9 protein-coding genes and 1 pseudogene are annotated in these 9498 nt (G+C 64.8%); 4 read left to right on the top strand and 6 right to left on the bottom strand.

What is annotated here, in order from left to right:
• The first annotated feature begins 100 nt into the window (after positions 1-100).
• Entirely contained in the window at positions 101-1072 is a 972-nt protein-coding gene (locus tag OHA17_RS10210) for a hypothetical protein (RefSeq protein ID WP_406506011.1), read from the top strand.
• A 32-nt stretch (positions 1073-1104) separates the two neighbouring features.
• The gene (locus OHA17_RS10205) at positions 1105-1647 is read left to right on the top strand and encodes a hypothetical protein (protein WP_406506009.1); all 543 of its coding nucleotides are present in this window, start codon (positions 1105-1107) and stop codon (positions 1645-1647) included.
• A 229-nt stretch (positions 1648-1876) separates the two neighbouring features.
• On the opposite strand, the gene OHA17_RS10200 is transcribed toward OHA17_RS10205, so the two are convergent.
• Positions 1877-2005, bottom strand: a complete 129-nt coding sequence (locus OHA17_RS10200; RefSeq protein WP_226599771.1) for a DUF6408 family protein — start codon at positions 2003-2005, stop codon at positions 1877-1879.
• A 460-nt stretch (positions 2006-2465) separates the two neighbouring features.
• Between OHA17_RS10200 and OHA17_RS10195 the strand changes: the two genes are divergently transcribed.
• The gene (locus OHA17_RS10195; protein ID WP_406506007.1) at positions 2466-4394 is read left to right on the top strand and encodes a DNA/RNA helicase domain-containing protein; all 1929 of its coding nucleotides are present in this window, start codon (positions 2466-2468) and stop codon (positions 4392-4394) included.
• A gap of 121 nt (positions 4395-4515) precedes the next feature.
• Here the strand turns inward: OHA17_RS10195 and OHA17_RS10190 are convergent, their stop codons facing one another.
• The 3 genes from OHA17_RS10190 to OHA17_RS10180 all read right to left on the bottom strand — a co-directional run bounded on the left by OHA17_RS10190 (position 4516) and on the right by OHA17_RS10180 (position 5886).
• The gene (locus OHA17_RS10190; RefSeq protein ID WP_406506005.1) at positions 4516-4788 is read right to left on the bottom strand and encodes a hypothetical protein; all 273 of its coding nucleotides are present in this window, start codon (positions 4786-4788) and stop codon (positions 4516-4518) included.
• Positions 4789-5203: 415 nt separating this feature from the next.
• Positions 5204-5602, bottom strand: coding sequence for a type II toxin-antitoxin system VapC family toxin (locus OHA17_RS10185; RefSeq protein WP_406506003.1), 399 nt, complete (start codon positions 5600-5602; stop codon positions 5204-5206).
• A complete protein-coding gene (locus tag OHA17_RS10180; protein ID WP_406506001.1) occupies positions 5599-5886 on the bottom strand; it encodes a hypothetical protein in 288 nt (95 codons plus the stop codon). Before OHA17_RS10180 ends, OHA17_RS10185 begins: the two co-directional genes overlap by 4 nt.
• A gap of 1083 nt (positions 5887-6969) precedes the next feature.
• Here OHA17_RS10180 and OHA17_RS10175 point away from each other — a divergent pair.
• A pseudogene (locus tag OHA17_RS10175) lies at positions 6970-8207 on the top strand (IS701 family transposase).
• 335 nt (positions 8208-8542) lie between these two features.
• On the opposite strand, the gene OHA17_RS10170 reads toward OHA17_RS10175, so the two are convergent.
• Complete coding sequence (locus OHA17_RS10170; protein WP_406505999.1) at positions 8543-8923, bottom strand: hypothetical protein; 381 nt, start codon at positions 8921-8923, stop codon at positions 8543-8545.
• A 93-nt stretch (positions 8924-9016) separates the two neighbouring features.
• Positions 9017-9430: a hypothetical protein gene (locus OHA17_RS10165; protein ID WP_406505997.1), complete on the bottom strand. Its 414-nt coding sequence runs from the start codon at positions 9428-9430 to the stop codon at positions 9017-9019.
• Positions 9431-9498 lie beyond the last annotated feature (68 nt).

Raw genomic sequence — 9498 nt, 5'->3', positions numbered from 1 at the left:
GTCGCTATCAAGCCATTCCATGGATGCTGTGCCGTATGCCACAGCGAATCCACTTACGATCATGTAGGAACGCGGGAGCCTGAGAGCGGGGGAGGCGGGCGTGGCCCGGACGGTGCGTAAGCGAACGGTTTTCTTCTTTGAGGTCGTGGAAGCCAAGCGCGGTCAGCCGCGCATGGACCATCAGGACTGGCGGAGCTTCCTGGACCGGGTTGTGGCCTCGGAGTCGTACGAGCGCGTGGTCCGCAGTGCGGATGATCAACTGGTCGGGGTGATCGATTCGGCTGTTCCTGTTGATCATCTGCAACTCGCCAAGATCACCGGAGAGGTGCCGCACCAGCTTGACCGGAGCAACGGAACGATCGAGGCGCTCCAGGTCGCGGCAGGCAAGGATGTCGTCCATGTGACGGCTGTCTGCTTCCTTCCTTACGCCAACATCATCGGGGTCCTACCCGGAGGCTTTTCGGCCCCGCGAGTGAGCGCCATCACCAAGTGGCTGAACGGCGTTGGCTTGCCGTGGGGTGAGGTGGTGCTCAAGCCGGTCATCCACGCGCGCGCTCGAGAGAAGCTCAACCGCATTGAGGCGGTCACCGAGTTCACCGTGCAGTTGGAGGGGGCTCCGGCGGACACCGTCAGTGCCCTGAGTGCTCATGGTGGCCTGGCTGATTCACTGCGGAGCTTCGGGCAACGGCATCCCGACACCTCGATCACCCTCTCGCTGAAGGTTCCCCAGCGCGGCAGCAGGATCTCAGCGATGCGAAGGAATCGAGCTGCGACCGAACTGCGCACTGACGTGCTCCAGTTCATGCCGGATCTGGACGAGTGGATGGACGAGTCCGGAGTGATCCGGTCCGTTACCGGCAGGGTTGCGGTCCGTGACCCGCACCGTCAGTCCCTTGAGTACGAGCCGCTCGACTTCCTCGCTCACCGCATCACGGCCCAGTGCGACGTCCCGCTCGCCTTCACCGACGGTCGGTCGGTCGATCTGCAGTACGCCGTCCACGAGATCTTTGCGGCGGCCCGTACGCATGAGCAGGCGCTACAGGAGGCATGTCAGTATCGGCCGATAGCCTGAGCAGCAGGTCAGGGTTGAGGTTGGGGGGCAGCGTGCTGGATTGGCTGTGGCGGCGCTGGGTGGGCCGACCGGCGGTGGACCTGGTGATCGCAGGTGCAGTGGTCGGCCTGCACATGGTGGCCGTACGGACCACAGGCGCAGGCGATGTGCTGGCGTGGCCCGGCAGGGAGCAGAGGATCGCGGTCTATACGACGACGGCGACCGTCGTCGCGGTCATCGGCAGCTTTATCACTGCGGCCGTGACCCTGTACGCCGCGGCCACAGGGCCCCGCATGCGGATGTTGCGTACCCACCCTCAACAGGGGCCGGAGTTCCGGCGGAATTGGATGAGCATTCTCAGCGCGACACTGGTGGTCTCCGGGCTGTGCCTGCTCGCTGTAGTCCTCGACACCACGGAGCACGATACGGGCGGAGCCCACTGGCTGGCCGAGGGCGCAGCGGCCCTGGGGGTGGCGCGCGCGGTGCGGTTGATCTGGCTGTTCGGCAAGGTCATCATCGGTAACGATCTTGACCTCGGCGACACCCGGGATCCGGCATCCCCACCCCCGGTGCCAGTGCGGCAGCCGGGGGCATGAGTGGCGCTCGGAGTTCGGCCGGCGACCTGGTACCGGGGGGGGGCTACCGGCCTCTTGCTGCGAGGGAGCAGGGTCGGCTCCGAAGGGGCGTGGCCCGTGCGAGCTCCGGCTGCGGAGAGACCACGCCAGGTCGGCGGGGGCTGGGCTTGGGGGCGTTGGCAGTGCCGGCGTCGAACTGGGGCGAAGTGGCATTAGGTGGCGGGCTCTCCGGGCCCGCCACCTGCCTGCTTCAGAACAGCAGGTGCGCTACCGCCGCCAGCGTCGCCAGCACGAGACTGGAGATGACCCCGGCGGAGATGTCGATCAGAACCTTGCGGAACCAGATGCGACGCGTGGACTTGCACTCGACAGGGTTCATGCGAAACCACTCCACAGCTGTGAGTCGGAATGGTAGGGACGTCCTACCGGACATCCGCTGGCTCGCCGCACCCGATGGGTGACAGCGACCACCACGGCTCATGGCTGATGTGTGGTTGCAAGAACCTGTGCGTGCCCTCCGGGAAGGCCCGCAGCGCAGCCGCACTTTAGCGGAGTGAAGCAGTGCGGAGCCACTGGATTCGCCATGTGCTTCGAGTCTGAGTGCATGGTGACTGCAGGTGCGAGCGGACCCGGTGCTGTGGGTGCCCGCTACTGGTCCGGTTCGCCGTGCGCTCCGTCATGTTGCTCTTCGTCGGCTTCCGAAGCATGCCGCTCGGCCATCGCTTTTTGGTGCTGCTGATTATCGAAATACTCGCACGCCTCTTCGATACCGTCAGGCGCATGTCAAGGTACCGTGACTGCTGGATCGAGCAGTCGAGAGCGGGGATGGTTAGGCGATCATGGCTGGCGGGGGCAAGTGGTCGGACTTGGAGGCGTTTTGGCCGGCCGAGGAGATGGTGCGGGACCCGGATCGCGTGGTTCCTGAGATCACCAAGTGCTACGAACTTGCTCATCCCAAGGGGAAGCAACCGTCGGCTGGGGATGTTGCAGCGTGGCGGGAAAGCGTCTACGCGGTTGCTACGGCCCTGACGAACCGTGGGCTTGGGCAGGTCTACGTCTTCGTGGAGTACCGAGTCCACGAGAAGATGAACCCCATTGACGTAGTCCTCGCCGGTACCCACCCCCAAGGTGGGCACAGCTACGCCGCGATCGAGCTGAAGCAGTGGCGCACGGTCTTGCGTCCCGATCCGTCCAAGGCGACGGACGGCCTCTGCGTCTCGTGCCGGAGCGCCGCCGGTACTCTCTGTGATGAGTGCGCTCTCGATCGTGTCTATATGCCTGACTACGGTCGTCACAAGAAGCATCCTGCGATGCAAGTGAAGGAAAACCTGAACTCGCTGCGACGTCACCACAGCATGTTCGACGACCGCTACATACACCTCGTCGGCGCCGCGTATCTGCACAACCTGAAGGACCCCAAGTCGCAGTGGATCAGCAGGATCAAGCCGACGCCAGACATCCCGACTTTTACAGCTCGCCAGCCCGCGGATCTCCGAGAATTCCTGCAGACCCACTTCATGCCGGTCGCGGATGCGTCGGCGGCCCAGGCGTTGCTCGATCGGCGCCGCCCCGTAGCCCTCCTGACATCGGAAGTTGGGGCGATCGTCGACGGCCACACGCAGTTCAGCCTGGTTGAGAACCAGCTTGAAGCCGTGAATAGCGTGATGGATGCCCTTCGCTCGCCGTCGCCTGGCGCGAAGAAGGTGTTCGTGGTCAGCGGTCGAGCGGGCACTGGGAAGTCCCTTATTGCACTGACCCTGCTGGGGCAGGCGCTCAAGGAGAGGTATGACGCGAAGTTTGTTTCGGGAGGTATCGCGTCCCGCGAGAACTTCAAGCGTGGCGCCAGGGGAAAGGGAAAGGCGTTTCCGACGCTGAACAAGGTCGCCGACGATGTGGCAGCCAACGAGCTCGATCTGTTGTTGTGTGACGAAGCGCACCGGCTTACCGAGCGCCCGCAGACCGGTTCCTTCGCCATGCGGCGAGGTGAGTCCTCTGTCTCGGTGATCGTGACTCGGGCCAGGGTGCCTGTCTTCTTTGTCGACGGTGACCAACGTCTGTTCGCCGAGGAGATCTGGTCTGAGCAGGAACTCACTGATGCGATCTATGAGTTGAGGGCAGAGATCGTACCGATCAGGCTCGACAGGGCTTATCGAGCCGTAGGAAGTTCCACCTATGACGCATGGATGAAACGTTTCCTCAATGGTGATCCTCTGCCGTGGCATGCCGATGACGACCAAGACCCGGAACCCTTTGAGCTGTACTACACGGACAGCCCCGCCCGCATGGAGAAGTTCCTGCAGTCCAAGCTGGATGCCGAATTGAGCGCCCGGATGAGCGCAGGAATGTGCTGGGACTGGACCGACCACACGGGCACGGCGCCGGACGTTGCGCCGGAGAAGGGTTGGGCCCGGCCGTGGAATGCCGGCGATAGCCACAGCACTCCCGGAGTACCGAAGCGCCGATTCTGGGCTACGGATCCCGGCGGCTTCGGTCAGATCGGCTGTGTCCACACAGCACAGGGCCTGGAGTACGAGTGGGGCGGAGTGATCATGGGGGCCGATTTCACCTGGGCTGGGGACGCATGGGTGGTGGATCGTGAGCATGTGCGCAGCAAGGCTCGTCGGGTCTCCTCTGACAAGGACTTGCTAGAGCGGATTCGCAATGCTTACGGAGTTCTGATGACTCGCTCGATTCGTGGCACGGTGCTGTACTCCGTGGACCCGGGCACCAGGCAACTCTTCGCCGACCTCGGGGTTCCGAAGCTGTGACCGAAGTGTCCAGCCACCGGGGGATACTTCGGCCATGCCTGAACGGCGAGCTCTGTGTCAAGGTCACGCTGGCGAGACTTGCCTGCCTACCCCTCATGAATACCTCGGACCTGCTCAGCCCTCATTGGGCGGAGCTCTTGCGTGTTACCTGGTAGTGCAGCATCGGGAACGGGATGCCAAAGACCGCGAAGGCGTGTTCGGCGCGGAGCTTGTCGTCGGCGACGTACACGTCGAGCTGCTCGGTGAAGCCGTGCAGGGTCAGGTGGTGGCCGGGCTGGTCGAGGCGGCTGCAGCTGGTGAGGACGAGGTCGTCGCCGGGTGGGGCCGCGGGAGCAGGGTGGCGGTGAAGCTGCCCTGGGGGATGGGGAGTCGGTGCTGACGTAGGCGCGGTCACCGTGCCGGTAGGTGGTATAGACGCCCACGTAGGTGGGTTCGTCGGTGTCGGCGAAGGAGTAGATCCAGCCGCGTACCGTGATGCCCGTCAGGGCCGGGGGAGATCGTGTCGATACGGCTGCGTATGCCGCGCTGTGCCTCGCGCTGGTTCATCGGCACATTGGCCGAGCGGGCGGGCCACGATGGTGCGGTAGAGCAGATAGCCGGGTCGTACCCGCAGTCGCCAGCGTGGTTCGATGTCGAGGGTGAAGCGTGCCGTGCGCTCGTGGAACTCCCTTACCAGGGGGTCGACTTGGGCCAGCTTGAAGTCGGGCCCGACCAGTTCGTCAGGGGAGGCGACGATACCGACAGCCGGGGCGTCGGGTGCGTAGTGGCCGCCGAGCGCGCCTGCCAGGTCCCCGGATGGCTCTGACTTGTCAGACCTGCTCGGTCGCCACCCGGGCGTGGCCGGCGGTGAGCATGGCAATGTCCTTGATGTCCGAGGTCAGGATCGTGACACGTCCGTGGTGGGTGAGTGCCGTGGCGCAGAGCATGGCGTCGATGGCGTACTTGTGGCCGTGCAGCCCAGCCGTGCGCAGCAGGGTGGCGGCGGACTGGGCGATGGCCTGGGTGACCGGCTCTACGCGCAGTCGGGACAGCGTCCATCTGAGCGCCGCGTCATTGATCCTGGGGTGGATCACCTCGACCAGTACTGCGGCGGAGGTGACTACCGGCAGGTCGGCGTCACGGGCGGCGGTGAGCCACTCGTGGACCTCTCGGTCTCGTTGAACGGCCTTGGTCAGGCCCTCACTGTCGAGGACGAGGGCGCCGCTCACGCGGCAGCCTCGGCACCGGAAGAGGGGGTGGTTCCGGTTAGCTTGGCTCGCTTGGCGGCCACGGCTTCCGGATCGGCCGGGCCATTGGCCTGGTCGAAGTCGGCGATCAACTCGTCCAGGTTGTCGCGCTCGATTTGGCGTTGTGCCGCCTTCTCCAGGTACGCGGATACGCCGCGTTTGCCGACCCGGTCGCGAATGGCCTGCAGGGTGCCGGCGGTGAGGGAGACGGAGATCCCGCTGCTGGGGCCATCGCCGGGGACGAAGTCGGTGTCGTCGTCAGCCATGATGCGAGTATAGCATTTCTAATGCCATATAGTGACTTCCTGGGCCGGAGCGTGTGTCAAGAGATCGCACATAGTGCCCATAGCGCACGCAAGGCACATTGGCCACGAGGTCGACTTGCTCCTGACGCGCCGCTGACCTGCGGTTTCCTTTCGCGTGTTTTTGATTCACATGTTTCCTGTGGCTCATCATGCGGAGTGTGTGGCGATTCTGGAGCTGGTCGCGAAGGAAGCCTGACCTGCGGGTTCGAGTGGTGTGCGTTGTGTGCGGTGTGGGCGTTACGGGCGATATCTTGACGCTGAAACGACGCTCTCCGAGGTGTCTTGACGCTCATCTGTCGCTCTTTTTGATGGGGCGTCAGGTGACTGTTCTTGCAGGTGGCGGGCGGTCAGGTACTCCCTGTGGGAAGCCCGTCCTTACCGCCTCTTGGTGAGGAAGCGGCTCAGCAGGAGCGGGGCCCGTGTGGGCTCCAGCCGTGGAGGAACGGCTCCAGGTCGGCGGGTCTGGGCTTGGGCGGCGTGGGGAGTTTCGGGGCGAGCGGGTCTCGGTAAGGCGTTGGAGGTGCGCCTGCGCGAACGTGAGTCACGCTTCGAGGTCTGTCTTCTCCTGGCCGGGTGCGATCGTTGCTTCTATAACTCGCGGCACATCCGGGAGCGGCTCGGCTGGCTCAGCCCGATCGAGTTCGAGGAGCAGCACTATGCCGACCAGGCAACGGCCGAACGAACGAACCTGAATCCCCGTCAATCCTTGTTCAGACTGCTCCCGTTCAGCAGACCGAGCGAACCCTCCCTTCTGGTGTCGCGCTGGTGCTGGCGGTCGTCGCAGCTCAGGTGCCCTGTCGTCGGCGACAGCAGTGGCGAAATTCAGTAACGGAAAGGACCCTGCCCTGGCGCGCCTCGCCCGGCCAGGGCCCTTTCCGTTTGGGGCTTGCCGCTGATGACCACTGCAGCGGCACCGCTAGGACGATGCTGTGGCCTTCTTGAGGCAAGCGGGTCTACTCAACTGCGCAAGGGAAGCGTCACTTAGTACTCCAGTGAGAATTCGTGTCCTGAGCTGGTTCTTCTCGTTGTCCAGTCATGGTGGGGATGGGTGAAGTCGATTGCTGGGCAGCGGAGTTGGAGTCGGTGTTCGCTCGGGTGGCGGGCCGGTTCGGGCGGGCTGATCTGCGGTGGCGGATGCGGGATTACGTGCGGGGGCTGCTGGCGCCGGTGAGCCGGAAGAACGGCTGGCGGAGTACGCAGGCCATCGTGATCCCGCGGGGCTGCAGCATCTGCTGAACGGTGCCCGGTGGGATGCTGATGCGGTGCGGGACGACGTGCGTGGATACGTCGCCGAACACCTCGGCCCGGACGGCGTGCTGATCGTCGATGACACGGGATTCATCAAGAAGGGCACCACATCGGCAGGTGTGTCGCGGCAGTACACCGGAACCTCCGGAAAGATCGACAACTGCCAGATCGGGGTGTTCGCCGCCTATGCCACCGCACGCGGCCGGGCCCTGGTGGACCGCGAACTCTATCTTCCCAAGTCCTGGACGACAGACCGTGAGCGGTGCCGGGCGGCCAAAATCCCCGACGCCCGGGGTTTCGCCACCAAAGGCGAGCTGGCCAAAGCCATGGTCCGCCGCTGCCTGGCAGCCGGCCTTCCGGCAGCCTGGGTGACCGCAGACGAGGCATACGGACAGGACTGGTCCTTCCGCCGCCTGCTCGAACAACACAACCTCGGCTACGTGGTGGCCGTCCCCAAGTCCCAGCAGATCAAGTCCCTGGCCGGCGTCTGGCGCATTGATGAGCTCATCGACGACGCCCCGGCCGACGCCTGGCAGACCCTGTCCTGTGGCAACGGTGCCAAGGGACCACGCGTCTTCGACTGGGCGGCGGCGAAGCTCCCCGTCAACATCGTCTTCGATCCGGACCCACCAACCCACCACCGCTGGGTGATGGCCCGCCGCAGCCTCTCCGACCCCAGCGAACTCGCCTACTACCTCGCTTACGCACCCGTCGATGCGGACCTGGGCGACCTGGCCCGGATCGCCGGCTCGCGCTGGGCCGTCGAAGAATGCTTCCAGGCTGCGAAGAACGAGTGCGGCCTGGACGAATACGAGGTCCGCCGCTACGTGGGCTGGTACCGGCACATCACCCTGGCCATGCTCGCCCACGCACTCCTGACCGCCCTCGCGGCCCAGGCCCAGGAGGCCGCAAAGGGGGCTGCAGAAACGACACCGCCAGCCTCGTCCCTCTCACCGTGGCGGAGATCCGGCGCCTTCTGGACACTCTGCTTCCCCACCCAAGACCCCACCAGGACAGACGACTTCACGCACTGAACTGGTCCCACTGGCGCAGACACCACCAAGCCACCGCCCGCCGCTGCCACTACCAAAGAAGAACCAGCCCAGGACACAAATTCTCACTGGAGTACTAAGTGGCGTGGCCGACGGGTAGCCGACACGGTCCGGGGATGGCTTGCGCAACACAACGAAGAGGGCCGTCAGCTGGCTGACGGCCCCCAAACGATCGGGGCTAGGTTCCCGGGGATCGAACGTGGTCCTCAGGTCGGACTCCGGCCCGCGGTCCCCCTCAATGGCATGGCGGCCAGTTGGAGGTGCTGGACAAGTGGAGGCAGCCACGTAACCCGCTTCAGTAGTCGTGGAGAAAGCCTTCACTCGTTGAGTACCCTCTGCAGGCCCGGGCCCGTCATCTCCACGACGACGGCCATGTCCCTCAGCCCGTCAGGCAGGTTCGCACGCTGCTCTTCGGCACCCAGCAGGACGCTGTCCGGAAGGGCGATGGCGGCGCCGATACGGTCGGCCAGTTCAGCGACGATGTCCAGGATTCCACCGGGCGGGAAGCGGTGCACACTGATGCCGTCGGCACTCACGTCCACCTCCGCCTCTCCGCCGTCGGCTGCCCGGACCAGCAACTCATTGGCGTCCTGGCCCGCGTTCACAGCATGAGGCGCCAACACCTCCCTGATCACCCGCTCGTTCAGCGTTTCGGCCTCGCCGTCCACGAACCGGTGCAGGGAAATCGCGTATCCCATGTCCTTCAGGCTCCGGATGTCCTGGGTGGAGACGCTGCTCGACGCGCGGCCCTGCCGAAGCCAAAGCCTCGGCAGGGCCCCCGTGCGTTCGAGTCACGTAGAAGGACCCGCCAAGATCAACAGGGCGAGCGGATCCTGGTCGTCTCGTTCCACGGTGAACCCAGCAGCGCGGAGAATCGCAAGCACGGCTGTCTGCACATGACCTGCCGCCTGCACGAAGTACTGGAAGACGGGCCCCCCGTCCGGACGGCTCGTGTCGAACGCGCCATGTACGGACGGGGCGCACTTCCAGTAGACGGAGGCTGCCGGACCGTCCTCAAAAGACTCGACCTCGATCTTCGCTCCTGGTGACGGGTCGTCGATCGTGCCCAGGCAGGCCCGCAGGCCAGCCTTGCGCAGCTCATCGCACACCTGGTCAGCCAGCCTGGACCGGGCCTCGACCACCTCCGCACTGACGTGCTTGATCCCGAGTTCCTCGGGCGTCAGGCCATCAAAAATATCGACCACACTCCTTGGCTTCCGGGGGCGCCAAATGTGTAGGAATCCGGCACACGCGTGACTCGTTCAGACGGCTA

It is taken from the genome of Streptomyces sp. NBC_00212, from assembly GCF_045206365.1.
GTDB lineage: Bacteria > Actinomycetota > Actinomycetes > Streptomycetales > Streptomycetaceae > Streptomyces.
The sequence above is the reverse complement of the archived record's forward strand: the minus strand, read 5'-3'. Positions and strand labels throughout refer to the sequence as shown.

What these genes read in the sequence shown, in the direction of transcription:
- OHA17_RS10200 (WP_226599771.1), bottom strand. Translation starts at nt 2,005, where the DNA reads ATGAACCCTGTCGAGTGCAAGTCCACGCGTCGCATCTGGTTCCGCAAG.
- OHA17_RS10195 (WP_406506007.1), top strand. Translation starts at nt 2,466, where the DNA reads ATGGCTGGCGGGGGCAAGTGGTCGGACTTGGAGGCGTTTTGGCCGGCC.
- OHA17_RS10180 (WP_406506001.1), bottom strand. Translation starts at nt 5,886, where the DNA reads ATGGCTGACGACGACACCGACTTCGTCCCCGGCGATGGCCCCAGCAGC.
- OHA17_RS10170 (WP_406505999.1), bottom strand. Translation starts at nt 8,923, where the DNA reads ATGGGATACGCGATTTCCCTGCACCGGTTCGTGGACGGCGAGGCCGAA.